The 25499-nt window shown below is 64.2% G+C and carries 27 protein-coding genes; 9 read left to right on the top strand and 18 right to left on the bottom strand.

The genetic code is table 11. The features are described from left to right. Positions 1–32 precede the first annotated feature (32 nt). A complete protein-coding gene (locus ACI2JO_RS04070; protein ID WP_404719451.1) occupies positions 33–893 on the bottom strand; it encodes a toprim domain-containing protein in 861 nt (286 codons plus the stop codon). A 133-nt stretch (positions 894–1026) separates the two neighbouring features. Here ACI2JO_RS04070 and ACI2JO_RS04065 point away from each other — a divergent pair, with 133 nt between their 5' ends. Next, positions 1027–1665 carry a lytic transglycosylase domain-containing protein gene (locus tag ACI2JO_RS04065; protein WP_404719450.1) on the top strand — a complete coding sequence of 213 codons (639 nt, stop codon included), beginning with the start codon at positions 1027–1029 and terminating at the stop codon, positions 1663–1665. 20 nt (positions 1666–1685) lie between these two features. On the opposite strand, the gene ACI2JO_RS04060 is transcribed toward ACI2JO_RS04065, so the two are convergent. After that, entirely contained in the window at positions 1686–1868 is a 183-nt protein-coding gene (locus ACI2JO_RS04060; protein WP_262826845.1) for a hypothetical protein, read from the bottom strand. Between the two features lie 86 nt (positions 1869–1954). Between ACI2JO_RS04060 and ACI2JO_RS04055 the strand changes: the two genes are divergently transcribed. Beyond that, positions 1955–2593 carry a helix-turn-helix transcriptional regulator gene (locus ACI2JO_RS04055; protein WP_404720318.1) on the top strand — a complete coding sequence of 213 codons (639 nt, stop codon included), beginning with the start codon at positions 1955–1957 and terminating at the stop codon, positions 2591–2593. A gap of 23 nt (positions 2594–2616) precedes the next feature. Beyond that, the gene (locus tag ACI2JO_RS04050) at positions 2617–3015 is read left to right on the top strand and encodes an HIRAN domain-containing protein (RefSeq protein ID WP_404719449.1); all 399 of its coding nucleotides are present in this window, start codon (positions 2617–2619) and stop codon (positions 3013–3015) included. A gap of 787 nt (positions 3016–3802) precedes the next feature. Here ACI2JO_RS04050 and ACI2JO_RS04045 read toward each other — a convergent pair. After that, complete coding sequence (locus ACI2JO_RS04045) at positions 3803–4423, bottom strand: methyltransferase domain-containing protein (RefSeq protein ID WP_404719448.1); 621 nt, start codon at positions 4421–4423, stop codon at positions 3803–3805. Between the two features lie 56 nt (positions 4424–4479). On the opposite strand from ACI2JO_RS04045, the gene ACI2JO_RS04040 reads away from it, so the two are divergent. Continuing rightward, entirely contained in the window at positions 4480–4668 is a 189-nt protein-coding gene (locus ACI2JO_RS04040; protein ID WP_404719447.1) for a hypothetical protein, read from the top strand. A gap of 83 nt (positions 4669–4751) precedes the next feature. On the opposite strand, the gene ACI2JO_RS04035 is transcribed toward ACI2JO_RS04040, so the two are convergent. Beyond that, positions 4752–5309 carry a metallophosphoesterase gene (locus ACI2JO_RS04035; RefSeq protein WP_404719446.1) on the bottom strand — a complete coding sequence of 186 codons (558 nt, stop codon included), beginning with the start codon at positions 5307–5309 and terminating at the stop codon, positions 4752–4754. A 10-nt stretch (positions 5310–5319) separates the two neighbouring features. Continuing rightward, positions 5320–6150: an aldo/keto reductase gene (locus tag ACI2JO_RS04030; protein WP_404719445.1), complete on the bottom strand. Its 831-nt coding sequence runs from the start codon at positions 6148–6150 to the stop codon at positions 5320–5322. Positions 6151–6476: 326 nt separating this feature from the next. On the opposite strand from ACI2JO_RS04030, the gene ACI2JO_RS04025 reads away from it, so the two are divergent. Together ACI2JO_RS04025 and ACI2JO_RS04020 are read left to right on the top strand one after the other, a co-directional pair. Then, positions 6477–9077 (top strand): cation-translocating P-type ATPase, encoded by a 2601-nt coding sequence (locus ACI2JO_RS04025; protein WP_404719444.1) that lies wholly within the window; start codon positions 6477–6479, stop codon positions 9075–9077. A 28-nt stretch (positions 9078–9105) separates the two neighbouring features. Then, the gene (locus ACI2JO_RS04020; RefSeq protein ID WP_404719443.1) at positions 9106–9582 is read left to right on the top strand and encodes a hypothetical protein; all 477 of its coding nucleotides are present in this window, start codon (positions 9106–9108) and stop codon (positions 9580–9582) included. Here ACI2JO_RS04020 and ACI2JO_RS04015 read toward each other — a convergent pair. The 10 genes from ACI2JO_RS04015 to ACI2JO_RS03970 form a co-directional block, all read right to left on the bottom strand. After that, a complete protein-coding gene (locus ACI2JO_RS04015) occupies positions 9576–9986 on the bottom strand; it encodes a low affinity iron permease family protein (RefSeq protein ID WP_404719442.1) in 411 nt (136 codons plus the stop codon). The genes ACI2JO_RS04020 and ACI2JO_RS04015 overlap by 7 nt on opposite strands. Continuing rightward, the gene (locus ACI2JO_RS04010) at positions 9986–10492 is read right to left on the bottom strand and encodes a potassium channel family protein (RefSeq protein ID WP_404719441.1); all 507 of its coding nucleotides are present in this window, start codon (positions 10490–10492) and stop codon (positions 9986–9988) included. Before ACI2JO_RS04010 ends, ACI2JO_RS04015 begins: the two co-directional genes overlap by 1 nt. Further along, positions 10492–11196 (bottom strand): NAD(P)H-dependent oxidoreductase, encoded by a 705-nt coding sequence (locus tag ACI2JO_RS04005; RefSeq protein ID WP_404719440.1) that lies wholly within the window; start codon positions 11194–11196, stop codon positions 10492–10494. Before ACI2JO_RS04005 ends, ACI2JO_RS04010 begins: the two co-directional genes overlap by 1 nt. Positions 11197–11207: 11 nt before the next feature. Then, entirely contained in the window at positions 11208–12032 is an 825-nt protein-coding gene (locus ACI2JO_RS04000) for a universal stress protein (protein WP_404719439.1), read from the bottom strand. Between the two features lie 92 nt (positions 12033–12124). After that, complete coding sequence (locus ACI2JO_RS03995) at positions 12125–12751, bottom strand: response regulator transcription factor (RefSeq protein ID WP_404719438.1); 627 nt, start codon at positions 12749–12751, stop codon at positions 12125–12127. Beyond that, complete coding sequence (locus tag ACI2JO_RS03990) at positions 12751–14307, bottom strand: PAS domain S-box protein (RefSeq protein ID WP_404719437.1); 1557 nt, start codon at positions 14305–14307, stop codon at positions 12751–12753. The genes ACI2JO_RS03995 and ACI2JO_RS03990 overlap by 1 nt, the downstream gene beginning before the upstream one ends. A 40-nt stretch (positions 14308–14347) precedes the next feature. Continuing rightward, complete coding sequence (locus tag ACI2JO_RS03985) at positions 14348–15151, bottom strand: universal stress protein (protein WP_404719436.1); 804 nt, start codon at positions 15149–15151, stop codon at positions 14348–14350. 79 nt (positions 15152–15230) lie between these two features. Next, on the bottom strand, positions 15231–16505 hold the full coding sequence (locus ACI2JO_RS03980) for an MgtC/SapB family protein (RefSeq protein WP_404719435.1): 1275 nt from the start codon (positions 16503–16505) through the stop codon (positions 15231–15233). An 8-nt stretch (positions 16506–16513) separates the two neighbouring features. Beyond that, the gene (locus ACI2JO_RS03975) at positions 16514–17536 is read right to left on the bottom strand and encodes a zinc-dependent alcohol dehydrogenase (RefSeq protein ID WP_404719434.1); all 1023 of its coding nucleotides are present in this window, start codon (positions 17534–17536) and stop codon (positions 16514–16516) included. 50 nt (positions 17537–17586) lie between these two features. Continuing rightward, positions 17587–18387, bottom strand: a complete 801-nt coding sequence (locus ACI2JO_RS03970) for a hypothetical protein (RefSeq protein ID WP_404719433.1) — start codon at positions 18385–18387, stop codon at positions 17587–17589. 171 nt (positions 18388–18558) lie between these two features. Between ACI2JO_RS03970 and ACI2JO_RS03965 the strand changes: the two genes are divergently transcribed. Next, positions 18559–19188 carry an NAD(P)H-dependent oxidoreductase gene (locus tag ACI2JO_RS03965; protein ID WP_404719432.1) on the top strand — a complete coding sequence of 210 codons (630 nt, stop codon included), beginning with the start codon at positions 18559–18561 and terminating at the stop codon, positions 19186–19188. A gap of 46 nt (positions 19189–19234) precedes the next feature. Here the strand turns inward: ACI2JO_RS03965 and ACI2JO_RS03960 are convergent, their stop codons facing one another. From ACI2JO_RS03960 to ACI2JO_RS03950, 3 genes are all read right to left on the bottom strand, one after another. Continuing rightward, complete coding sequence (locus ACI2JO_RS03960; protein ID WP_404719431.1) at positions 19235–20407, bottom strand: glycoside hydrolase family 130 protein; 1173 nt, start codon at positions 20405–20407, stop codon at positions 19235–19237. Positions 20408–20536: 129 nt separating this feature from the next. After that, positions 20537–21748: an acetate/propionate family kinase gene (locus ACI2JO_RS03955; protein ID WP_404719430.1), complete on the bottom strand. Its 1212-nt coding sequence runs from the start codon at positions 21746–21748 to the stop codon at positions 20537–20539. A 1-nt stretch (position 21749) separates the two neighbouring features. Further along, positions 21750–24218, bottom strand: a complete 2469-nt coding sequence (locus ACI2JO_RS03950) for a phosphoketolase (protein WP_404719429.1) — start codon at positions 24216–24218, stop codon at positions 21750–21752. 168 nt (positions 24219–24386) lie between these two features. On the opposite strand from ACI2JO_RS03950, the gene ACI2JO_RS03945 reads away from it, so the two are divergent. After that, entirely contained in the window at positions 24387–24740 is a 354-nt protein-coding gene (locus tag ACI2JO_RS03945; RefSeq protein WP_404719428.1) for a hypothetical protein, read from the top strand. Continuing rightward, the gene (locus tag ACI2JO_RS03940; protein WP_404719427.1) at positions 24737–25387 is read left to right on the top strand and encodes a BON domain-containing protein; all 651 of its coding nucleotides are present in this window, start codon (positions 24737–24739) and stop codon (positions 25385–25387) included. The genes ACI2JO_RS03945 and ACI2JO_RS03940 overlap by 4 nt, the downstream gene beginning before the upstream one ends. The last annotated feature ends 112 nt before the right edge of the window (positions 25388–25499 follow it).

Genomic DNA, 25499 nt, shown 5'->3' with positions numbered 1-25499 from the left:
ACCACGGCCCCGCTGCCTTTCCTCTCGAAGCGTCAGCGTCGCAGAACGTCGTTCCAGTCGTCGCCCAAACAGGGAGGGTAGTGCGCCTCGACCACGTGCCGGCCGAGATGTTCGCGCGCCAACATCTCGGCCCGCTTTCCACCCGCATCATGATCGAGGAACAGGACGATCTCCTCGACGCCGGGCGGGAGCTCGATGCGGGAGAAGCGCTCGGTGCCCAGGGTCGCCCAGCACGGCAGGTCGAACAACGACGTGGCCGACAGTGCCGTCTCGATGCCTTCCGCAAGCCCGAGGCGGGGGGCAGCCGGCGTGAGACGGACAAGGCCGGAGCCAAGCCGACCCAGCGCGGCACGCCGGGGTTCACGACGGGTCAGGCGTCTGCCGTCGCGAGACAGGAATGACCGGTGGACGGCGATGAGGCCCGTTGCATCGGTAACGGACGCGATCATCGCGGGCGAGAAGCGGGTGAACGGCTTCGGCCCGAGTGGTGTGCGGGGATGGAAGCGAAGGGCAGGGGTCGGCTTGATGCCTCGGCCGGCGAGGTAAAGCTCCGCAGGGGAGCCGGCCGCGGCACGCGCGTCGGACCAGAGCTGCTGGGCGGCTCGGCGGCTGAGATCGTCGGATGCATCGTGCCGCACTGCGGGAGACCAGCTCGCCGCGCCGGGAAGTCGCAAGGCGTGCAGCGCCTGCAGAACCGCTCCGTTGTCGCAACCCGCGAAGCAGTGGAACAGCAGGCGCTTCCGGCCCAGCCTGACGCTGAGGGACGGCGTCCGGTCGCCATGCGCGGGACAGCGGCACATGCCGCCGCTCTGTCCCCATCGTCCGCCGAGCGACTCGACGATGGCGCGTCCGCTGTCGGCCGCGCCTGTAAAGTGAGGGTCATGGTAGCTCATCGGCGTCTCGCATCTTCGTGTGCAGGCCCCGGCCGCCGCCTCCTCTCCAGGGCTGCTTCGCTGCTTTCCTACAGCAGCACGTTCGCACTATGTTCCGATTCGAGGAGGAAGGGAAGAGCCATGCGAGGACACGATGATCCGATTCCTTACTCCCAGCGTGAGCGCGTTCATGCTCTTCTTGGTCAGCTCGCCGGCGCTCGCCGAGCAGCTTCCTCCCCCGGCCGAGGCGCCAGTCGAGAACAGCGTCTACGAGGGGATATTTGCACCAGTGGCCTTCAAGCTCGTCGAGCACAGGACGGCCGGGCGCGCGCCCTTGCTTCCCGTCCCCCAAAGCCGCTTCGCTATCGCACGCACAACCTCGCGCGCCCCGTTGACGAACCAGGCCCGCACCCATGTGCTGGCCTTCATCCGGGCGGCCGAGATGCGCCACGCACTGCCGCTTGGCCTGCTCGAGGCTTTGGTCGAGGTTGAATCGGCCTTTGAGCCGGGTGCGATCAGCCGAGCCGGGGCAATGGGGCTGTCGCAACTGATGCCGGCGACGGCGCGCGCGCTCGGCGTCCTCAATCCGTTTGACGCGCGCGCCAATGTGGATGGCGGTGCCCGGTACCTGCGAGCGATGCTCGACCGCTTCGGGTCGATCAAGCTTGCGCTCGCGGCCTATAATGCAGGTCCAGGGGCGGTCCTTCGCTCGCGTGGGGTGCCGGCCAATAACGAGACGCCAGCCTATGTCGCGAAGGTCCTTGCTGCCTGGTCCTTCGGTGGCGTCCGCTGATCCGGGCCGGCATGCGGTCATCAGGCGCCGTGGGCGACAAGGTAGGCGGTCACCTTGCCATAGACCTTTCGCCTAGGACGTCTTCCTGCGCGGAGGTCGGACACGAAGCGCGGGTCGTGCACGACGATACGGCCGAAGCGGGTCGGGCTCAGGCCCGCGCGAGCGAGGTACTCCTCCACTTTCTGCAGCAGTTCGTTCTCCATCGGCACCGACTCGCTTTACATTGTTCCCGTTATGTTCCATGCTCCTGCCGGTTTTGTCTAGGATGATTCCTATGATGCTCGCGCAAATTGAAGATCCTCGCACAGCGCTCCAGCGGCTGATCGACGAGCGCAAGGAAGACTATGCAGGCCTGTCACGCATGCTTCGGCGCAACGATGCGTACATCCAGCAGTACATCAAGCGCGGTACGCCCAAGCGGCTGCACGAAGAGGATCGACGAGTTCTCGCCGCTTACTTCGGCGTCAAGGAGGCCGTCTTGGGCGGACCCCAGGAGTGGGAGCAGCCGGCCTTGCAACAAGTGCCCGTGCTCGACGTCTATGCGTCGGCCGGACATGGCGCTGCCGATTTCGGTGAGGCGCGTCGCACGACGATCGGCTTCGATCCGCGTTGGCTCCGCGATCGCACGAAGGGGTCTGCCGATGGTCTGTCGGTCATCCAGGTAAAGGGTGATTCCATGGCACCGACCCTTGCCGATGGCGACGATGTGCTCGTCGACCGAAAGGACGGCGTCGGGCGACTTCGGGACGGCATCTACGTGCTGCGGCTCGACGACAGCCTGATGGTCAAACGGCTCGCCCGCAATCCATCGGGACGAGGTATTTCGATCAGGAGCGACAATCCGGATTATCCGAGTTGGCGGAACATCGAGCTTGGCCGGATCGACATCGTTGGTCGGGTGCTATGGTTCGGCCGCACCCTGAGCTGATCGCGGCGGACTGAGACATGGCTATGAAGCAACTCAGCCTGCATGTCGTCGGCGCGAACCATCCGAATGCCGATGGCAGCAATCGCCGGTTCGAGATCCTGCTCTGTGTGCCGGGTGAGCCGATCGAGCTCGTACCCGAACCCAAGAACCCCGTCGATCCGAGCGCCATTGCCGTCGTCAGCGCCCGTCATGTTCAGATCGGTTACCTGACGGCGGATCGCGCGCCCTGGATCGGCAGCATGCTACGCAATGGTCGGGAGCTTCAGGCAGTGTTCCAGGGGGCTACGCAACCCGGAGCAGCGATCAGGATCGGGTTCGACGGAGAAGCGCCCGTCTTGCCCGAGTGCGGCCGGAAGCGGCACGCCGCAGAGACGACCGAAGAGGTCGATTTCTGGCCCGACGAACTACCGCCGGACGATTGATCATGCCGAGAAGAAAGCTCGACCGCAGCACTCTGCGGAACGGCGTCAGCACAGACCCGTCCTCCGCGCGTTTCAGATCGACGGCTGGCGAGCCGCGTGATCGCGGGGCTTCGAGGAAATCAGCAACCGAGATCGTGCCGGACCAGGGTGACCAGCAGGAAGCCTGGGCGATTGCGGCCGAACTGATCACTGATCTGGGCGCGCATGACGCAGTCGCATGGGCTGACGATTATATGCGGGACCTGTATCGAAAACGGGATTGGCGGGGCATGCAACGATGGGGAATCGTGGGGTCTGCTCTGGACGAGCTGGTCAGCGCCAACGTGCATTAGCGGCGGATCGGATATGCCTCGAGTCCGGAAGTCCGACGCTGTGCGAGTCGATACTTCGCCCGCGATGATGCTATGCTGCCGCAGAGGTTCCGTAAGCAGCGATCGGAGGATCGGCGGTCGTGGATTCAGAAACACTCAGGGCCGCCGCGAAACTGGCGCGAGCGCGAAGCACCCCGCCGCGGTCTGTCGATCATCGGGACGGGCTTGAGCGCGTGGGCGCTCGCCGCGCCCTGGAGCAGCTCGCGAGGGACCTGGAGATCACAGCGGATCATGAGGAACGGCAGCAACGGAAGAGTCGCTGACCGTCGGGCTCGCATCGCCTCACGCGCCGATCCGTGCGCGTGATGCGCCGCCGGCGGACCGTCGTCTCTAAGCGGCATCCTCCGCGGAGCTGGGTCACCCCCCGGACAGTGCGGGCTCTTTTCCCAAGCGTCGGCGGTGGCCGTTCACAGTTCTCAAGCGCGACCAGTTACTGCGATCAACGGATCACTTGCACGGCCGTCGGCGAGGACGTCCGCGGTGATGTGGCGGAACCCTGCGCGCTCGAGGTAGAGCCGGACCAGCGCGGCGTGTCCGTTGATGTCGAGCGACCGCCAGATGGCAACTGCCTTTGTCGGGAAACATCGGTTCGAGAAGCTGACGATGAAGAGGGCTTCCGGGACCAGCACCCTGCGCACTTCGGTGAATACAGCGACCGGCTGCTGGAGATATTGAGCACCGACACAGCAGAGGGCGCTCTCGAAGGATCGATCTTCCAGCGGCAGCGTGGCGTCGCGATTCAGATCCTGAACGAACCAGCGATCCAGGCGCGGATTGGCGGCGAGCTCTTCAGCGTTCATGCCATGTCCGACGACAGGGGCGTAGGTCCGGTCGGGCGGCAGGTGGCTGACCCAACTCGACATGAGGTCGAGTACCGGCTTGCCCTGGGGCAGCAGACCTCGATAATGTGCGGTCAGCGACGCCACCGCCCCCTCGTCGATGTGCGTGACCAGCCGCGGAGGGGCATAGAAAGCAAGATCGTCACCGGTATCCTGCTTCGTGAAGGCGCCGGCGGGCAGTTCGGGGAGCGGGTTCATCACGGCGCGCGGTCCTGTTCTCTCAGCCAGTCCGCATAGGGCGTGTTGGCGACCATGTGCCGATTGAGATCAGGCGTCCCATCCTGCCATCATACCGGCCCGCGCTCGCCGAGCGCGACCTTGGCTTGGTCGACCTGAGCACGGGCCTCGGCAACGCGAGCCTTGTCGCCTGCGCGCAGCGCAACCCCCACGGCGCGTCTCGCACCCATGAGTTCGCCAACCAAGGCTGCGCGCTGCTGTTCTGACAAAGACGGGTTTGATCGCCGCCACAGGCGCCCCCGGACGACGAAGTAGCGTCCATCGGGTGTGACCGGATAGTCCTTTGCGGTCACCCTACCGTCTCGCTTGAGGCTGTCGACGAGATCAGGCGAGCGGAGCTCTCGCCAGGCTCGCTGCTCGAAACTCCGCCGAGGAGTGCGGTGAGTGTCGTCGGCCGAAAGCCACGTGCATCTACGCCGACGTCGAACTGGCGCAGCAAGGGCTTCAACTTGCCATGACTATGCCCATGCAGGTTGATGGAGCGGCAATGCTGTCCGTTCCAGCTCCTGAATGGGTAGTGGCAGAGCACCAGCAACACGCCGTCCTGCGTCAGTTCTGCATAGTCCTGAACGCTCGCCCAGCCTGCGGCATCGCCGGTAGCGGGATCGTCATTGTTGCCGCGGACGAGATGCTTGATGCCGTTGAGCTCAGCCAGCAAGGCCGCCACGTCCGCCGAACGACGTGCGACGTCACCGAGGTGCCAAACCTCGTCGTCAGGGCCGACGGTTTCGTTCCAGCCGGCAACGATCGCCTCGTCCATTGCCGCCACACTGGCGAACGGGCGGCGGTGGATGTTGATCGTGCGATGATCACCGAAGTGCGTGTCGGCGGTGAAGAAGATCGCCATTGCGGAAGGCTCAGAGCATCTCGAGCGGGCGACGCGTGCGGGGGCGCGGGAACGCTGCGTCCAGTGTTGCAAGATCAGCGTCCGAAAGGACGATATCGGCCGCCGCGCGGTTCTCCCGCACATGATCAACTGAGCCTGCCTTCGGAATGGCGATCACGCCGTCGTGGCGCATCGCCCAGGCGAGTGCCACCTGCGCCGGCGTCGCGCCTATCTTGCTCGCGGTCGTAGCAAGGGTGCGGTCGGCAAGAAGGCGGCCCTGTTCCACCGGGCTGTACGCCATGGCTGGCATGCCGTGATCGCCAAGCCAGGGCAGCAGATCGTGTTCGGCCCCCCGCCGCGTGAGATTGTAGAGGATCTGGTCGGCCGCGCAGGCGCCGCCGTCCGCCGCAACAAGCTCTTCCATGTCATTGGTGTCGAGATTGCTGACGCCCCAATAGCGGATCTTGCCCGCGGATTTCAGCGCCTCCATCGCCTCGACTGTCTCGGCGAGCGGCACCGACCCGCGCCAATGGAGCAGATACAAATCGAGACGGTCGGTGCCGAGCCGCTTCAGGCTCGCCTCGCAGGCGCCGGCCAGGCGTTTGCGCGACGCATTCTGCGGGTAGGCCTTGCTGACAAGGAACAGCCGGTCGCGCACGTCGCCGAGTGCATCGCCGATCAGAATTTCGGCCGCACCGTCGCCATACATCTCGGCGGTATCGATCAGCGTCATGCCAAGTTCCACACCAGCGCGGAGCGCCGCAATCTCTTCGGCGCGGCACTCGTGCCGCTCGCCCATCATCCAGGTGCCCTGGCCGAGCGCGGGCACCGTCTCCAAACCTGGGAGCGTCACGGTCTTCATAACGTACTTTCGAATGGAGGATGACGACGATCAAACGCCGGATCGAACAATTTGGTGCAAGACAAGCCCCCGATACGGAAATCCAATGACAACGGCTGTTCGGCGGCGCGCGGCCAAATCCGGCCTTTTCAGAGACGGTGCGAGAAGGCTCGTTCACGCGTACGCTGACGATCATCCGTGGATCTACGTAAAGCGAACCACAAGCGCGGTGCTATGCCGGACAAGAAGGCATGTTCGCATGTTGCTGCTAGTCGTCAAACGCGCGGTGCCGATCGGCTCCCGAGCGGTGCTGGCCGGCCGCATTCACCCCCGGAGAGGAAAGCTCAATGGCGAATGCTCTGGGTGACACGTCCGACGCTGGTCATCGCGTTTCTGATCGCTGTGATCCCGACAGCCATGCGGATCAGCCGTTATTTAAGCGTGAGGTTACTGAGGGCGCGCAAGGGCAGTCAGGTGTCGCATCGGAAGATGAGATTATCGTCGGGGCGGCAGTCGGGCTGACGACCGAGGCTGCACTTCAGCGCTTGATGGCTGACGGGCCAAACGAGGTAGGCGCTGCGACCATCCGTACCGCTCCGGCCATCGCCCTTGATGTCGTCCAAGAACCTATGTTCCTGCTCCTGATCGCGGGCGGTGTCACCTACCTGGTCCTCGGCGACTTGGCGGAAGCTATTATCTTATCCCTGTTCGCGTGCGTTTCTGTGGCGATTACGATTGTTCAGGAGATACGTAGCGAGCACGCGCTCGATGCCCTGCGGGCACTAGCGGCTCCGCGTGCTCGGGTCGTTAGAGATGGTGGAGCTGCTGAGATCGCTGCCAGAGAAGTTGTTCGGGGTGATCTTCTCGTTCTTGATGCAGGAGACAGGATCTCGGCGGATGCGGTACTATTGGGCGACGCCGCCATCGAAGTCGATGAATCCCTGCTCACGGGCGAGTCGGCCCCTGTTCCCAAGACCGCTGGCGTGGACGGAGCGATCAAGGCGGGCACTCTAGTTACGCAGGGCGCAGGGACAGCCTGCGTGGTGGCTACGGGCTCCGCAAGCGCCATAGGTCGCATCGCCGGCGCGCTTTCGTCGTTAGACGTTGGCGCCCCGCGGCTCCGCCAAGAGACGCAAGCAATCGTGCGGATCAGTGCCCTCTGCGGCGGAGTGGTAGCACTCGCTGTTCTCCTTATCCATGGCTTCATGCGGCACGACTGGTCAGCGGGGCTGCTTTCCGGAATCGCGGTCGGCATGTCGCTGCTCCCCGAAGAGTTCGCGGTCGTGCTTGCTGTTTACCTCGCGATGGGCGCACGCCGGCTGTCGACAGTAGGCGTGCTGACCAGGCAGGCAGCGGCGATCGAGACGCTGGGCGCTGCAACGGTATTATGCACGGACAAGACCGGCACCTTGACCGAAAATCAGATGCGCGTCGTCAATTGGTGGACACCTGAGGCGAAAATTTCAGACCGACTTCAAGCGATCGCGGCAGCTGCCTGTCTGCCAGCATCAGCCGACCCTATGGACGTTGCGATCCGGATAGGGCGCGAGGAGCCGGCTCGCTCGCCTGCGAAATCCTTTGCTTTACGTCGAGACTTGTTAGCGGTCGGCGTGGCCTATGCGAACGCTGACGGGACGGCAGAGATCGCCGTGAAGGGGGCGCCGGAAGCGGTGCTCACCCTTTGTGTTCCGGACCCTGCCCTGAAAACTCTCCTACAGGCCCGGATCGCGACCATGGCCGCCGCCGGACAGCGCGTGCTCGCCGTCGCAAGCGCATCCATTTCGATTAGCGCCATACCCGAGCGCCTCGACGAACTGACATATCGTTTTGACGGGTTGGTGGGGCTGATCGATCCCGTTCGCGCTGACGTCCCGCCAGCGATCGCGCGGCTACGCGCGGCCGGCATCCGCGTCGTCATGATCACGGGCGATCATCCCGCCACCGCACGCGCCATCGCCGGCCAGGCCGGGATAGCCGAAGGCAATCTGCTGGTCGGCAGCGAACTGGAGATTCTCTCGGATGAGGCGCTGGCACTGGCGCTCCAAGACGTGACGATCATCGCGCGCGTATCACCGGACCAGAAATTGCGGATCCTTCGAGCATTGCACAATGCGGGTGAGATTGCGGCGATGATCGGCGATGGCGTCAACGACGCACCGGCGTTGCGAGCCGCAGACATCGGCGTGGCGATGGGCCGCCGCGGGACCGACGTAGCGCGCGAAGCGGGCGACCTCGTGCTCCTGGATGATCGCTTCGCCTCAATACCCGATGCGGTTCGCCTCGGCCGACGCATCTACAACAACATCCGGCAGGCGGCAGGCTTCATCGTCTCGGTGCACGTGCCGATCGCCGGCCTCGCCATCCTGCCGTTGGTAACCGGTTCGCCGCTCCTCCTCGGGCCGCTACACATTGCGCTGCTGGAGATCGTCATCGACCCGGTGTGTGCGCTGGTATTTGAAGCCGAGCCTGACGGGGAGGGTTCCATGATAAGTCCACCCCGCGCAGCGAATGCCCGTCTGTTCGACCGTTCCATGCTGATTTGGAGTGTGTGCCTGGGGGCGACCGCCTTCGCGATCGCGAGTGCGGTAGCCGGCCTTGCCGGATCGCTCGGCACACCCGACCAAGTCCGCGCCGTGACGTTCGTCACGCTCTGCACGCTACTTCTCTGCATGATCCATCTCCATCGCGGCCGTCTGCGTGTGGGTGGCATCGACGGCAGGGCCACGAACCGCATGTCAGCGGCGGTCGCGGGGATAGTAGCCGTGATGCTCGCCGCGATCCTGAGCGTGCCCGTCTTGCGAACTGTACTTGCTTTGGCGCCGCCCAGCGGCAGCATGTGGGCACTCGCTGTAGCCGGATGCATCACCTTCGCGCTTGCCGGAGGCCTTACGGTAAGGGTCTGGCACCCGTACAATCACGTACAGCGACGAGCGAGCGCAGCCGGATAGGAAGGCTCCAAATCGGGAGCGAAACGCGATGCACAGGAACATCGTCGCCGTGATGCGGGAAACCGACAAGTCGGAGGCGATCGTGAGCCGAACCCTCAGTGTTGCCGGGCTGTACGCGTCCGGTACGTTCACCGTCGGATTTCTACTGGGCACGGCCCGCGAACTGGCGGTCGCGCCCGCCCTGGGAACGACTACAGCACTGGTTGTCGAACTGCCGATCATGATTGCCGCGAGCGTCGGCATAGGCCGGTGGTGCCTGCGGCGCGAACGGCCACGATTTGCGGCAGCCGAGCGGCTGGCGATGGGCGCGGTTTCGCTGATCCTCCTCCTCCTGATGGAAGACCTGCTGACGCGAGCCTTGCGGGGCACCTCCTTGTCGGAGCAATGGGCCAGTCAGACCGAAGCTCGGCTGGCGCTGACCATTGCAGGGCTTCTCGCTTTCGCGATAGCGCCGCTCATCATCGGCGCACGCGGGAGGGCGGACCGGGTAATCTCCGGTCAATAACGCGCGCTCAGCCTCTTGACGGTCGTGACCGGACCATGCCCCGGATCCTCGGAGGCACATTCCCGTTCGAGTTCAGCGCGGATGCGCTCGATGTCCTGATCGGTGCGGTGCTCGATACCGACGAACTGGTTGCGGGCGTGCTCGAGAGCCCGAATGACCTCATCGAGCTTGGCCTGCATCGCGGCGGCGTCGCGGTTCTGCGAATTCTGGATGAGGAACACCATCATGAACGTGACGATCGTCGTGGCGGTGTTCACCACGAGCTGCCACGTGTCGGAATATCCGAAGAGCGGCCCCGTCGAGATCCACAGCAAGATCGCAAGCAGCGCGGTGACGAACGCCAATGGCTGGCCCGCCCATGCAGCCACGCGCCCGGCGATGCGTGTAAAGAGCTGATCGAGCATCAAGTGCGCCTTTCTTTGCCAACACTGGCGACGCTCGCCTGCGTCCCAGGCGGCCCGGCTGGCTCGAGCGGGTCTTCCCAGCGCCGCTCGAGCACGCGAAGCTTGGAAACGACGCTGACAAGAAACGCGGTGGACCAGCCGAGCAGGATAATGCCGTTGGCGCCCTCGATTGCGCCGCTCACCCGCCATGCTGGGTCGACGAGTACGTCGCCATAGCCGATGGCGACATAGGTCACCGTCGAGAAGTAGAGCGCGCTCTCAAACTGATCGAGCGCACCGAGTCTCAGATAAGCGAACGCGTATGCCCAGATCTCGACGGTATGCAGGGCAAAAAGCCCAAGTGCGGCGGCAATGACGCGCATGACGTCGCCCGCGATTGCGGCGCGTCCCTTCGTCGGTATGGCCTCGTGGTCGATGACCTTGAGCAGCAGGAGCAGGCCGACGAGATGCACTACGATGGTACCCACCACCATCGCGCTCGAGAAGGCGAGCTGGGTCGCCAGCATCAGCCGGCCGAACCTTGCTTCCGGCGCGCCATCACGCGAGCGGTGTAGCCAGCGTGGCGGTCGCTCGCGAGCGTCGAGCACGTCCGTTCCGCAGTTGATCTGACACGTTCCAACTGCTCGGCGGCATAAGCGGTGCTGATGTTCGGCACCACGGAGTCGATCGTAATGTGTTCGCTTTGCTTCATGCAGAAGCCTCGCCACAGATACACGTCGAAGATCGTGCGCAGCGACATTGGCTGTCCGTGCTCGCTCAGCCAAGCATCCGAGGTGCCAGAGGTACTGAACGAGAGGAGCGGCTTCCCCTCAAGTGCCGCTTGACCGCTTTGATCGTGCATGTCCCGGAACGAGTAGCCGGCGCCGAGAACCCGGTCGACATAGCCCTTGAGAATGGCAGGGGGCAGGCCGAACCAGATTGGGTAAACCAGTACTAGAATGTCTGCCGAGGCGATCAGTTCGAGCTCTGTGGCGATCTCGGGTGTGGGGGTCCAGCCTCCGCCATGCAGAGGGCGCTCTTCGGCCTTAAGCACGGGATCGAACGCCATCGCATAGAGATCGCGGACGATCGTCTCCTGCCCACGGCGCGAAGTCTCGGCCACGTACCTCTCGACAATGGCATGATCGAAGCTGTCCGCCGCCGGATTGGCGTAGACGAGGAGGTGCCGGATCGGGGGCAAAGAAGGCGAACCCTGCGCGTTGAAGGTCATGGCTATAGTCCTCAATGCATGAGCAGCGTGGGCGTCGCGACGGTGCCGATCATGTCCTCGGTCACGCCGCCGAGGATCAGCTCCCGCAATCGCGACCTTGCAAAGGCGCCAAGAACCAGCAAATCGACACCACGATCGGCTGCCATGGCTCGCAGAGCTTCGGCCTCGGCTCCCGAATGCGCCGTCGTCGTCGCGACGTCGACGCGCAGCCCGTGGCGCGCCAGATGGCAGGCGATGTCGGCTCCGGGATCGCTTCCGTGGTGATCGGCCGATGTCTCCGGATTGACGATAGCGACCACGACGTCCGCATGCGCGCTGAGATGAGGCAAGGCGACTTGGATTGCGCGCGTCGCCTCAGGACCCGCGTTCCAGCCGATGACGGCCCGCTCGAAGGATGGTACGGTGCCGTCCAGCGGTAAAGAAAGCACGGGGCGACCGGACCCGAGAATGACGTTCTCAAGCACGCGGCGACGCAGCCATTCGTCTTCCCACGTCGCTGGCGGGCCGAAAAGGACAAGATCGGCGTAGCGTGTTTGCGCAGGTGTTTTGTCGAGCAGGACACGGGCGGTATCCGACAGGATGCGAATTTCGACATCCACGCCGGCCCGCGCTGCGCGATCCCGCACCGATCTTTCCTTAGCCTCGGCCTTCTCGCGGTACTCGTCGAGAGTGACATACGGCGGAAAAACCATGACGGTATAGTCGGGCACCGGGATAACCGAGAGCAGGGCAACCGAGAGATGGGCTTGATGATGCCCGGCCATGCGCACCGCCGCGGCGACGATCGCATCGTCGTTCGTGCTGATGTCGATGACGAGCAGTAAGTCCTTGATCACCTGGTCTCTCCCTGTTGACGGAGAGAACGCTAAGTGAATCCTTCAGCACGGGCATTGCGGACTTGTACGTAGGCGAGTTTGCGTCGTGGCGTTCAGCTCGCGGGCTCCCGGCCGAGCCCTGCGGCGAAGGCGACGCGCAGCGCGTCGGAAAAGCTGCGCACGTCGAGTTTCGTCATCAGGTTCGCCCGGTGCACTTCGACCGTCCTTGCGGAAATCCCGAGGTCGTAGGCGATCGTCTTGTTCGGCAGCCCACGAGCCAAGCCGTCCAGCACCTCTCGCTCTCGCGGCGTCAGCACCGCAAGGCGAACGTCCGCTTCGCGTTCGACCTGTTCGACATCGTCCCGATGCTCAAGGCGCGCGAATGCTGCTTCAATCGCGGCGAGCAATGCCGCCTTTTCAAAGGGCTTCTCGATAAACTCGATAGCACCTGCCTTCATCGCCCGAACTGCGATACCAATGTCCCCATGGCCGGTCAGGATGATGACCGGCAGGGTCACTCCAGCCTCGTGCAGCCGCTCCTGAACCTCAAGTCCGTCCATCTGCGGCATCCGCACATCGAGAAGGATGCAGCCTGGCGCGGCATGCCGTGCGTTGCGAAGGAACTCTACGCCATTGGCATAGGTCTGCACTAAAAAGCCCGACGTCTTGAGCATGAAGCCCGCTGACCGGCGGATCGATTCTTCGTCGTCGATCAGATGGATCAGCCGCTTGTCGGCCATCAATGCTCCTCTCCGGTTACGCGCGGTAAGGTGAAATTGAACTCGGTCCCGCCGCCCGACCGAGCTTGCGCATCTATTCGACCACCATGGGCTTCGACAATCGTGCGACAGATGGAAAGGCCAAGTCCCATACCCGCTTTCTTGGTCGAGACGAAAGCGGTGAAGAGTTGAGCGGCGACCCCGGCCGAAAGGCCGGGACCGTTGTCGGCCACGGTTACTAGCACCGTGTTCTCGGTCACGCGTGTTGTTGAGACCCACAGGCGCGCGTCCGCGATGCCTTCCATCGCTTCCACCGCGTTTCGGATCAGGTTGACCAGAACCTGCTGGATCTGAACCCCGTCTGCGAGGACGGCTTGGGCAGACGGGCCGAGATTCAGCGCGCAGGTGATACCTTTCTCGCGCGCTGCGACGGTAGCCAACGCCATTGCCTCAGTGACGAGCCGGGGCAGGTCGACAACGCGCCTCTCCACCTCCCCGCGCGCGACGAACTCGCGTAGCCGCCGGACGATCTGGCCAGCACGAAGAGATTCGGCGGCGGCCTCCGAGACGGCTTCGCGTACCAGAGCGAGCGTCTCCTCGTCGGGTTGGTCGATCAGGTCCCGCGCGGCCTCGAGATAATTCGCGACGGCGGTCAACGGCTGGTTGAGTTCGTGCGCGAGCGTCGACGCCATTGTTCCCATCGCGCTCAATCGGGACACGTGGATCAGCTCGGACTGCAGTTCTTTCAGGCGAAAGTCTGCTCGCTGCTGATCCGTCAGATCGCGTATGAACCCGGTAAAGATGCGGTGGTCTCTATCTCCGGCCTCGCCAACCGATAGATGCATCGGGAAGGTAGAGCCGTCCTTCCGCTGACCAATCACGATGCGTCCTATGCCGATGATCTTGCGCTGCCCGGTCTCGTGATACCGCCCGAGATAGCGATCATGGCGCTCTCGGTCCGGTGAAGGCATCAGCTGATTGACGTTATTGCCGAGCAGTTCGCTCTCCGCGTAGCCGAACAGACGCTCGGCGGCGGCGCTGAACGACAGGATGCGGGCTTGCCCGTCGATCACAATCATCGCGTCCGGGACCGTGGCAAGGATCGACGCCAGATGATCCTTTTGGGCGCGTAGCGCTTCTTCTGCTGCTCGGTGCTGGGAAAGGTCGCGGATGACGAGACCGAACCCCCGAAGACGGCCGTCAACGTCGCGAAGCGCCGTAACGGTTCTATTCGCCGGGAAGATGCGACCCGATGCAGTGGGTTGCCCCAGCTCGACCTCGGAGCGGCCGACGCGCTCCGCTGTATCGCATTCTTCGCCAAAGCCGGCGGAGCGGTGTTCGGGCGGCAGAAAGTCGGTCGTCGATCGTCCGATCGCTTCCGCCTCCGACCAGCCGAGTAGCCGCTCCGCCCCGACATTCCACACCGTTACTCGCCGCTGCGGGTCGAGCATGATGATCGCGTAGTTGGTCGCGCTGTCGATCAGCAGCCCGAGTTCGTCGCTCAGCAATGAGCCTGCTTTTGCACGGTCTGCATGGTCGAGGGCATCGTCGTGCGGCATGACGTCGGCATAGCGCACCCGAACAACCTTGTAGAGCGGGTTAGGTCGCGAACCGTGCTCAATGCGCGAGTACCAGCGGATAGGCGCTGTCCCGGATCATCGAGCGGGTCACACCGCCGAAGAACAGCTCCCGCGTCCGATTGTGGCCGTACGCGCCCATGACGATGTAGCTCGCCTTCGCCTGATCAGCACGCGCCTCGATCAGCTCCCACGTAGGGCGATGGAGCGAGTGGATGCGCTCGATCGTCGAAGGGACGCCGTGCCGTGACAAGTAGCCAGCGGCCGCTTCCGCCGTTGGACCGGAAATCCGGTCATCGATCTCGAGGATCTCGACATCGGCGGCGAGCGCCAGGATCGGCGTGGCTTCCCGCAAAGCGGCCATCGCGGCGGCCGAGCCATCCCAGGCGACCATTGCCTGTCCGTGCCAGTCTATTCCCCTGCACTCCGCTGGCACGGCCACCACCGGCTGGTTGTTCGTGATCGCGATGTCCTCGGTGACCCTCGGCAGGTTGGGATCGAACATGCGATCCGCCTGCCTGCTGGAGACAATCACGTCCGCTAGCCCCGCCGCGTCGGTCACGCGATTGGACAGGCCGCCGGTCGCATCGATCCAATCCCAAGAGACATCCTCCTGCTGGAGGCGATCACGGATGAGCGTGCCGTGCCGGCGTTCGGCCGCATGCGCCTCGGCCATCGCCCACGCGCTGCCGGAACCCATGTAATAGTCATCGGCGACGACCTGGGGCACGAAAACATCGACGCAGGTCAGATGGCCGTCCAGCGCGCGGGTGAGATCGAGTGCGGCTTGGAAGCGGGCTTCCTGGCCAGCATCGCAATGAACCATCAAGAGGACATTCTTCATCTCGCATCTCCCGTTCTGTTCGGGATGAAACCTATCGGACGAGCGGGTGGGCGATCATTCGTGATAACCCGTAGGTGGCCTACCAGACCACGAGGGCTGTCGCCGCGGTGCCTGCGATCACCGCTAGCGCAAGTGGACACGCGGCCCGGATCCCGAACGGTCGCGCACCGAAGCTCAAAGCCAGCACCGCCTTGAAGGCGGTGTTGAGAAGGACCGGTGCGACCAGGACCGCTGCCGCGCTTTGCGGAGATAGCGAGCCGGCCGGCAATCGACTGAACGTGATCACTGCGGCGTCCACATCGGCCACACCGGTGACGGCAAGGAGCAGCCCGACGCCTGCATCACCGCTACGATCGAGCAGCCACCGGCTCGCAATGGCCAGTCCGCCGACCATCACCGCGAGCAGCAACGCAGGTCTCAGGTCGAACGGGTTGCCAAGCGTTAGCGCCTGCCCGCGAACGGAAGAACCTGCGCGCAATGCTAGCACAATGAACGGCGCCGTCACAACCAGGGCGGGCACGACGGCGACCGCGATGGGGATCGTAAAGGCAGGCGCCAGTAAGGCGACGAGCACCAGCACGCGCGCGAACATCACGCCGGAAGCGATCGCGATTCCCCCGACGAGCTGGCGATTAGGGGCTTCTGGGCCCAGCCGTCGGGCGAACGCAACGGTCACAGCCGTGGAGGAGACGATAGCGCCGCAAGCTGCGGTCACGAGCAGACCGCGCGCAGGTCCCAGTCGCTTCGCTAGCAGGTAACCAACAAAGGACAGCCCTGAGACGAGGACGACGACCAGCCATAAGGCGCGCGGGTTAATCGCGGCATAGGGACCAAGGTCGCGATCGGGCAACATTGGCAGGATCACCAGCGCAACTACGCAGAACCGCGCAGTCGCGAGCAGCTCTACTCTGTCCAAGCCGGCCAGCCAGCTGTGCAGGGTTTCCCGGCTGGCGAGCACCAGCGTAACGATGGCCGCGGCGGCCAGGGCCGCGGTGCCCTGGCCGACGCCGGCGGCAGCCCCGGTTGCCACGGCCAACAACGCGGCGACAGCTGTCGTCGCGCTTGCGTCCGGTCCGGTGGCGCGCTGACGGACGTAGCCGTAGATGATCAGACCCACGCAGCCTGCGGCGATCACGGCGCCAAGCATGGGGTGTAGCAAGCCGGACAGGCCTCCGCAAAGGCCCAGCAGTCCGAAGGTTCTGATGCCGGCGACGCGCGTTCCCGGAGCCTGCTCGCGATCCGTCCAGCCGCGTTCGGTCCCGATCAGCAGTCCGCATCCCAGAGCCTGACCTAGGGAAAGAATAGTTGACGCGCTCGGTAGATCGGCGACGGTCACGGTCACGGTCACGGTCACGGTCACGGTCAGGGAACAAGCACGGCGCGACCGTCCACCGTTTCCGCACGCAGCTGTTCGAAAACGCCATTCGCCTCGTCAAGGGGAAAGGTCGTAACGCGCGGCTTCACCAGGCCGCGTGCGGCGAAGCCGAGCGCTTCCTCAAGATCCGCGCGGGTGCCGACGATCGAGCCGCGAACCGTGATGCGCTTGAGGACGACGTCAAAGATGGGCAGCGGCATGTCACCGGGCGGCAGGCCAACGAGGGCGACGGTGCCACCCCGCCGTACGGCACCGATCGCCGTTCTGAACGCCGGTAGCGACGCTGCCGTCACCAGTACGCCGTGCGCCCCGCCACCCGTGATCGCGACAATTTGGTCGACCGCGTCCGTCGCCGCCGCATCCACCGCCGCTTCAGCGCCACAAGCCAACGCCAGCGCACGCTTGTCAGCATTGGTGTCGAGGCCGATCGGGCGAAATCCCATCGCTCGCGCATATTGCACGCCGACATGGCCCAAGCCGCCGACACCGGAGATCACGACCCACTCTCCCGGGCGAGCGCCGGTCTCTATCAGGCCCTTGTAGGTGGTAACACCAGCGCAGAGCACGGGGGCGAGTGCCGCGAGATCGTCGGTAGCTGGAACGCGTCCGGCGAACGCTGCTCGGGCGATGACATAGTCGGCGTGCGTTCCGTGAACGCCGTAGCCCGTGTTGTGCTGGCGCTCGCACAACGTCTCCCACCCGCGCAGGCACCATTCGCACGCTCCACAGGCGTCGTGGAGCCACGGCACCCCGACGAGGTCGCCCTCGCGAAGATCGGCAACGCCGGGACCCATCGCGCACACATGGCCGATGCCCTCATGCCCCAGTACGAGCGGTAGCGATGGGCGGATCGGCCAGTCACCGTCCGCGGCGTGAAGGTCGGTGTGGCACACGCCGCTAGCCGCAACCTTGACCAGCACCTCTCCCTGGCCGGGCACTGGGATTGGCCATTCCTCGATTACGATCGGCTCGCCGAAGCGGCGCACGACGGCGGCGCGCATGGTGCTCATCTGATTTCTCCCGCTTGGCAAGCGACGCCGAGTGCGCGCGGCATCGCCCTTCAATGCGCGACGAAGAGCGGCACGCGCGCGCCTTCGAGCATATCAAGGGTGGTGCCACCGAACACGGCTTCACGCCCCCTCGAGCGGCCAAAGGCCCCCATCACGCAGAACGAGGTGTGTTCGGGACGGCAACGCGACAGCAGCCAGTCGGCGGGTCGGCGTCCCGGGATCGTATCCACGTGAAGATGCACGTCATGGTTCTGTAAATAGGCGGCCGCCCGCTGCACGGTGGGACCGTCGTGGTGCTCGCCGACCTCGATCAGCGACACGGTTTTGGCGCGGGACAGGAGAGGAACCGCCGCGCGCATTGCTGCGATGCAAGGAGGCGAGCCGTCCCAGGCGACGACGGCGCGGCCCTGAAACCCCGACGATCCGTCCTCCTCCGGGACCAGCAGGACCGGCTGATGCGTCGTCCGGACCAGGTCGGACACGACAAAACTGCCGTCGCGCCACGAGTAGGTTCGGGGCTGCGTGTTGACGAGGGTCAAGTCGTGAAAGGCTGCATGATCGCTCAAGCTATCGGCAATCTTGCCCTTTACTGTAGTCCAATTGCACTCGACCCCCTTTTCACGGAACATTCGCTCCACGCAGCTCCGGTTGCTGGTCGCTTGATGCAACATAACGTCCTGAAGCATGCGCCCTTCGATCGTCGATGGCGCGAGATCGTCCTCGGTCGCCATGCTCTCGTCCACTTCGAGGCAGGTGATCCGCGCCTGCAGCAGCGTAGCCAGGTCAAGTGCTGCACGGAGACGGGCGGGCTGCCCAATGTCGTCGCGCACAAGCAGCAGCAGATCCTTCATCGTCATCTCCATCAATCTCTTCTGCGATGATCGACGGGACGGGGGTTCGCCTCCATTCGTAGATGTACGGAGCACTTCTGGCCTGACTGCAGAACGCGCGCGCCGTGGGACAATCACGTACGGCGACACGCCTCGGACTCCGATACCGGCCTATGGTGAAGGAGCATGCCCATGTCCGCCGACATCACATCCCCGCCGCGCCACGCAGTCATCCTGTGTCATCCGGAAAAAGGCAGCTTCAATGCGTCGGTCGCCGAGGCGTATTGCTCCGCGGTTTCCGCCCTTGGCCACGAGACCTGCGTGCGGGACCTTTACGCGATGAACTTTCAACCGGCGCTCAGGGCCTCGGAACAGCCCGGGGCCATGTTCCACCCCCATCCCGACGTCGAAGAGGAGATCCGCCTCCTGCACGGCGCTGACGTGTTCGTCTTGGTGTATCCGATCTGGTTTGGGTTGCCGCCGGCGATGCTCAAGGGGTACGTCGAGCGGGTATTTGGGCGAGGCGTCATGCCGCGTGACCTGCAGGAGCGGTCCGCGCGCGGCGTTTTGGCGGGCAAGCGCCTCGTCAGCTTCACCTCATCCGGCACTAGTGCGGTCTGGCTCGACGAGCAGGGCCAGATTCAGTCGCTGAGGACCATCTTCGATCGTTACCTCGAACATGCATTTGGAATGGCGCCATCGGAGCACTTCCATTTTGGCCATATCGTCGAAGGACTGAATACAAGGTTCGTCGAACAGGATCTCACCGACGTGCGCGATTATGCACGCGCGATAGCGAGAAAGGCGGAGCAAGCCGCGTAGCGCTTTTCCGACGAGGCCGCTCTCGATCGATGCAGACTTTTTCGATCTATCTACAAGGCGTCATCGCGCCGAGCACCTCGCTCACCGGCACCGTCCCGAACATCACGAAAGAATCGGCGACGCCGAACGGTACGATCAGCTTGCCTTCGTGAATGATCGCCCCACAGCTGTAGACGACATTGGGTACGTAGCCGTCGCGCTGGGCCGGACCGGCAACGATAAGAGGCTCGGTCATTCGTGCGAGAATGCGAGAAGGGTCATGCAAGTCGAGCAGGCATGCGCCAATGGCGTAGGTGCGGACCATGCCGACACCATGGGTTACGACAAGCCAGCCCTCTTCAAGCTCGATCGGTGACCCGCAATTGCCGAGCTGAACGAGTTCCCAGTCGTACCGAGGTCGCATGATGGCGATGCCCGTATCCCAATGCTGAAGGTCATCCGAATACAAAAGCGAAAGGCTCTCGTGGTCCTGCCGGCCGAGCATGACAAAGCGCCCATCGATACGCCTGGGGAACAACGCCATGCCCTTGGTTGCGCTGGCATCCCCGGCCAACGGCAACAGATCGAAGCTTTGGAAGTCGAGCGTGTGCAGCAGCTCCTGCCGGATTCCCTCGCCGCTAAAGGCGGTGTAGGTTCCGACATAGCGGACCGATGCGTCGTCATCGACGAAGCGCACGAGGCGAAGGTCCTCAAGACCGTGACGCTGCTCAAAAGTAACAGGAAAGATGACCACGGCGGACAGGTCATCAGGCCGGTTGAACGCCAATCTGACGGCAGTCCGGCTCGGATCGGCTCCCGCTGTCTGGATGATCCGAGGAGTTGAGGCTTGCGGACTGGGCGGGTCCATCACGATCTGTCCGGCAGCATCCAGAAGGCCCGAGCGAAAGGTGATCGATGATACATGGCCGTCTCCGACGCCCCTCATCGAGAGAGCGAAACGCAGTGACCCGTCTCCGACACCTTCCTGATCCGGATGAACCGTCATGCTTGGACTAAAGAGGGCGGCAGCTTCGAAGGCGTATTCCTCGGAAAAGTATGCCGCGATCAGCAAGGCCTGATCGGCGCTGACCGGCGGCAACGCGCGGCCCGCGCTGACCTCCTCGAATCGCTGGCGCAGCGTCGCGACAATGTCGCCATGGCGGTCATCAAGGCCGCGGCGCATCGACGCTAGGCATCGGCTCACATCCGCGGGCGGAAGCGCGAGAATGCGCTCCAGCAAGTGCTGTCGGTGCTGGCCAGCCCCCGCCATCGACCCGGGAGGATCGGACGGCGTGAATGGCCGAAGCACAACCCGGGAGGGCTGAGGGTACAACCGAACGGGAAGGTGTTCGACGTGCGGCGAGATCATCTAGCGGTGCTCGTTTGAAGCATCAGCCGCCATCGCCGTCGGGCCGGTGACCAGCCCCGCAGTCGCCCTTGCGATCACGGCTTGCTCGTCGGTTTCAAGAACCTGAACCCGGATTCTGCTGTCAGCCGCGGAAATTTCGCGGCGGTTATCGTCATTGGCCTCCCCGCTGAGTTCGCACCCGAGCCAAGCCAAGCGATCGCCTATCATCGCGCGAACAGGCGATGCGTGCTCGCCGATACCGCCGGTGAAGACGAACCGGTCGAGCCCGCCGAGCGTGGATGCCACTGCCGCCGTATGGCGCGCGACGCTGAAGGCGAACAGGTCCAGCGCTTCGCGCGCGCGCGGATCGGTCGAACGCAGCAGGGCTTCCACATCGCCTGTCATACCGGACACAGCCTTCAGTCCGCATTCGTGGTAGAGAAGGCGCTCGATCTGGTCTGCCGACCATCGCTTCGCCCGCATCAGATAGAGCATGATGCCGGGGTCGAGGGTACCTGGTCTCGTTCCCATCACGATCCCCTCAAGCGTGGAGAAACCCATCGTGGTGTCGACGCTCCGCAGATTGCGCATGGCACAAAGGCTGGCGCCGCTGCCGAGATGCGCCACCACGACCCGCTCGTCCGGCGAAAACGTCGGATCCGCCGCCAGCTGATCGGTGATCGACTGATAAGAAATGCCGTGAAAGCCGTACCGCCGGACGCCATCCGCCTCCATTTCCGGCGGAACGGCGTAGCGGCTGACCGGCGGGGTGAGCGCGTTATGGAAACCGGTATCGAAGCACGCCACCTGAGGTAGGCCCGGCATCACTTCGCGCACCGCTTCCACCACCGCAAGGCAGGCAGGCTGATGCAGCGGAGCCAAGGGTGACAGCTCCTCGAGCTTGCTGATGCTATGATTATCGAGGATGACTGGGACCGAAAAGCAGCGGCCTCCGTGTACGATACGGTGCCCGACTGCCATCAGCACGCGAGTCTCGGTAGACGGGGTGAGAGCGTCCAGGATGAGCCTGATCTGCCCGGTAGGCAGCAGCGAGGGCACAGTGGTGCAAACAGCAACGCCGCCAGTACCGGCCGAGAGGCGAAGCTGAATTGCGGCGCCAGCCGACGCCCGCCATTCACCGCGCACCAGAAGGCGCATGGTGCCGGCTTCGTAGGCGGCGAACTTCAGTCCCGACGAACCGACGTTGAGCGCAAGAATGTAGCCGGGCGCCACCTCAGGCGCTGATCGAGGTCGCACTAGGCCACCGCCAGTCTCGGATCTCAGGCATGTCCTCGCCGTGCTCGGTGACGTAAGCGGTATGGGCGACGAGGCGGTCACGCAGCCATTGTCGCGCGTGGGCCGCGCGTTCGCCGAGACCGGGCACATGATCGATCGCCGCCAGCGCCAGATGGAAGCGGTCGAGCCGGTTGCGCACCGCCATGTCGAACGGGGTCGTCGTTGTACCTTCCTCGATGAAGCCGTGCACATGCATATTAGCGTGGTTCTCGCGTCGGTAGGTGAGCCGGTGGATCAGATGCGGATAGCCGTGGAAGGCGAACACCACCGGTTGGTTGCGGGTGAACAGGCTGTCGAACTCGGCGGCTGAGAGGCCATGCGGATGTTCGCTGTCCGACTGTAAGGTCATCAGGTCGACCACGTTGACCACGCGGATCGTCAGGTCGGGAACATGTCGCCGCAGCAGGTCGACCGCGGCGAGCGTTTCCAGCGTCGGCACATCCCCGGCGCACGCCATCACTACGTCCGGCAACGCCCCATCCCGGTCTGCGCTCGCCCACTCCCATATGCCGGCGCCGGCCGCGCAGTGGGTTTCGGCTTCCTTCGCGGTGAGCCATTGCGGCGCCGGCTGCTTGCCAGCGACGATCACGTTGATCCGGTCGTGAGTGCCCAGGCAATGGTCGGCGACGCGCAGCAGGCAGTTGGCGTCGGGCGGCAGATAGACGCGGACGACGTCAGCCTTCTTGTTGACGACATGGTCGATGAAGGCGGGATCCTGGTGGCTGAAGCCGTTGTGATCTTGTCGCCAGACATGGCTGGAGAGCAGGTAATTGAGCGATGCGAGCGGTTTCCGCCATTCGATCCCGCGCGCCACCTTCAGCCATTTGGCGTGCTGATTGAACATCGAGTCGACGATGTGCACGAACGCCTCGTAGCAGTTGAACAGGCCGTGGCGTCCGGTGAGTAGATAGCCTTCCAGCCAGCCCTGACATAGATGCTCGGACAGCACCTCCATGACGCGGCCGTCGCGCGCCAAGTGCTCGTCGAACGGCTCCACGGGCTGCATCCAGGTTCGACCCGTGACGTCGAACACGGCATCGAGGCGATTGGAAGCGGTCTCGTCGGGCCCGAACAGGCGGAAGTTGCGCGCCTTGTCGTTCAACTGGAACAGCGCCGCCAGGTACCGCCCTAAGGCGCGCGTCGCTTCGCCGTCCACGGCGCCGGGCGCGGGAACCGCGACCGCGTGATCCCGCCAATCGGGCCGGCGAAGCGGCGCCGCGTGCCCTCCGCCGTTTGCGTGGGGGCTGGCGCTCATTCGCTTTGCGCCTGAAGGCGCGATGGCCTTGAGATCGGGCAGCAGGTCGCCGTCGATGTCGAACAGCTCTTGCGGGCGATAGCTGTGCATCCAGCGTTCCAGCAACACGCGGTGCGCGTCATTGGTTCGCGCTTCGCTGATCGGCACCTGATGCGCGCGCGAGAAGCCTTCAACCTTCTTGCCGTCGACCTCCTTGGGCCCGGTCCAGCCCTTGGGGCTGCGCAGGACGATCATCGGCCAGCGTGGCAGATCGGTGTCGCCGGCCCCCGCGGCCTGCTTGATCGCGGCGATGCGATCGAATGCGTCATCCATGGCCTTGGCCATTTTGCCGTGCATGGGAAAGGGATCGTCGCCGACCACGAAGATCGGATCATGTCCAAGTCCCTCGAACAGTCGACGCAGATCGGCATCGGCCGTGCGGCCAAGGATCGTAGGGTTGGCGATCTTGTATCCGTTTAGGTGCAGGATCGGCAGCACTGTGCCGTCGGACACGGGGTTGAGGAACTTGTTGCCCTGCCAGGACGCGGCGAGGGGGCCGGTCTCCGCTTCGCCGTCGCCAATGACACACGCAACGACGAGTTCCGGATTGTCGAAGGCCGCGCCGTAAGCGTGGACAAGCGCATAGCCGAGCTCGCCGCCTTCGTGGATCGAGCCCGGAGTTTCGGGTGCGACGTGGCTTGGAATGCCGCCCGGAAACGAGAACTGCCGGAAGAGGCAGCGCATGCCGTCCAAGTCCTGACTGACGGCAGGGTAGACCTCGCTGTACGTTCCCTCCAGCCAGCAGTTCGCCACCACCCCCGGACCCCCGTGACCTGGGCCGCAAACGAACAGGACGTCAGCGTCGCGGTGACGGATGACCCGATTAAGATGGGCATAGATAAAATTGAGCCCCGGCGTCGTGCCCCAATGGCCGAGCAGGCGCGGCTTCACGTGCTCAGCCTGAAGCGGACCACGAAGGAGCGGATTGTCGAGCAGATAGATTTGGCCGATCGAAAGGTAGTTCGCGGCGCGCCAATATCGGTCGATCAGGTTCAGTTCGAAATGGCTGGTTCGAGAATCGGAGGATTGTCCCGGCTTCCGATCGGTCGGCAGCGGGTCCCCAACTGCATCAAGGGACGTCAAATGAATTGGCAGGGTCTCGGCGTGCGGCATCGCGATCTCCGTTCGAAACCCGCGTAGGCGAGGCCAGTAATCGCGGGCATCCGCAATTGTACGAGGTTGGCAGATCGCCCGTCGCACAGCCACGGGCGTACGTATCAATACGAATGCTCATGAACCGCACTCGGGCCGATGATTGGGTCAACATAGGAGACGGAGCCCATGTCGACCGCAGCAACCGCCATTACCGCCGAATTTGTGCAGCCGCACCGTTCACCTGCGCGGCGCGACGACGGCGAGGTAGAGCAGGAGCGCGAGTACCTGGTCAGCCGGGCTACATCCGAGCTTGAAGCGACCATGCGGGCCGCCTGCATCGAGGCCGAGATCGCGCACAATGCGCTTACGCGGCGATATCTCGCCCGATGTCGCGACTGCGCAGCGGAGCGCACCGCAGTGTGCGCCTCCTGCCTGTTCCGCCACGTCTGCGAGGCGTCCGCTTTGCCATCCCGCTATCCGCTCGCGGACCAGTTGCGTCCGCCCAGTAACCCACATCTCTCCTGGAGGAACAGGCCATGAAATCCGACGACCAACTGCAGCGCGACGTTCTTGCAGAACTAGCTTGGGATCCGCGTGTCCAGCACCACCAAATCGGCGTGAGCGTCGAAGCGGGAGTGGTCTCCCTGACCGGCACTGTGCCGTCCTTCGCGGAGAAGGTGGCGGCGGAACAAGCTGCCCGGCGAGTGGGTGGGTTCCGTGCCCTTGCCGAGGAAATCAAGGTCCACCGTGCTTCTGACAAGAAGTGGAGCGATGAGGAGATCGCCAAGCGGATCTGCGACCTGTTCGACTGGGATGCGATCGTGCCCTCGAATAAACTCTCGGTGACGGTCGAGCACGGCTGGGTGACGCTATCGGGATCGGTCGACTGGCATTATCAGCGCGATGCGGCCTGGAAGGCAGCCGGGCGCATCCACGGTGTCACCGGTATCAGCAACATGGTCACCATCCGACAGGTTCCGACGCCGGCGGACGTGCGCGACCGGATCGTCGACGCCTTCCGACGGCACGCAGACATCGACGCCGGATCGATCAGGGTGCTGACCGATGGAGGCAAGGTCACGTTGGGCGGCATCGTTCATGCGTATCGGGAACGCGAGATCGCCGAGCGTGCGGCTTGGGCCGCCCCGGGGGTCACTGCGATCGATGACAATATCGTCGTCGCATAGACCGGCATGTCGAGGAATCGAACGATGTGGCCACGTGTCGGCACCCTCGCGTGGGTGACGATCCTCCTGGGCATCGCTCTGAGTGCCGGACTTCTGTCGCTGATCCCGCGGT

The organism is Sphingomonas sp. NPDC079357, assembly GCF_044901155.1.
Taxonomy (GTDB): domain Bacteria; phylum Pseudomonadota; class Alphaproteobacteria; order Sphingomonadales; family Sphingomonadaceae; genus Sphingomonas.
This window is presented reverse-complemented; position numbering and strand designations above follow the sequence as displayed.